This is a genomic window from Streptomyces sp. NPDC037126, assembly GCF_055605965.1.
On sequence record NZ_JBVJTD010000095.1, the window covers coordinates 1 to 1,138 of the forward strand.

General features: G+C 69.5%; 1 pseudogene. It reads left to right on the top strand.

The features are described from left to right. Positions 1-1,138: pseudogene (locus ACZ7FF_RS44990) on the top strand (alpha-1,4-glucan--maltose-1-phosphate maltosyltransferase); the annotation flags it as partial.

A 1,138-nucleotide genomic window follows, 5' to 3' on the forward strand; every position in this document is an offset into this window, starting at 1 on the left:
CGCGGTGCTGGCCCGCTTCCCGCTGCGGGAGCTGGTCACCGCCTCGGACCCGATGCCCCTGCTGGTGGAGCGTGAACGGGCCCTGTACGGCTCCTGGTACGAGTTCTTCCCCCGCTCCGAGGGCACGGTGGACCAGCCGCACGGCACGTTCCGCACGGCGGCCGGGCGGCTGGGGGCGATCGCGGAGATGGGCTTCGACGTCGTCTACCTGCCTCCCATCCATCCGATCGGCACGACCTTCCGCAAGGGCCGCAACAACACCCTCACCCCCGGGCCCGACGACGTCGGCGTGCCCTGGGCGATCGGCTCCCCCGAGGGCGGGCACGACGCCGTGCACCCGGACCTGGGCACGATCGAGGACTTCGACCACTTCGTGGGCCAGGCGCGGGAGCTGGGCCTGGAGATCGCCCTCGACTTCGCCCTGCAGTGCTCCCCCGACCACCCCTGGGTCGAGAAGCACCCGGAGTGGTTCCACCACCGCCCCGACGGGACGATCGCGTACGCGGAGAACCCGCCGAAGAAGTACCAGGACATCTACCCCATCGCCTTCGACGCCGACATGGAGGGCCTGGTCACCGAGACCGTCCGGGTGCTGCGGCACTGGATGGACCACGGCGTGCGGATCTTCCGGGTCGACAACCCGCACACCAAACCGGTCGTCTTCTGGGAACGGGTCATCGCGGAGATCAACGCGTCCGACCCGGACGTGATCTTCCTGGCCGAGGCGTTCACGCGGCCGGCGATGATGCACACGCTGGCGCAGATCGGTTTCCAGCAGTCGTACACGTACTTCACCTGGCGCAACAGCAAGCAGGAGCTGACGGAGTACCTGACGGAGCTGTCGGGCGACGCGGCCGCCTACATGCGGCCGAACTTCTTTCCCAACACCCCCGACATCCTGCACGCCTACCTCCAGCAGGGCGGCCGCCCCGCCTTCGAGGTCCGTGCGGTGCTGGCCGCGACCCTCTCGCCCAGCTGGGGCATCTACAGCGGCTACGAGCTGTGCGAGAACACCCCGCTGAGGCCGGGCAGCGAGGAGTACCTGGACTCGGAGAAGTACCAGCTGAGGCCCCGCGACTGGGAGGCGGCCGAGAAGGAGGGCCGCACCATCGCCCCCCTCGTCACCCGGCTCAACGAC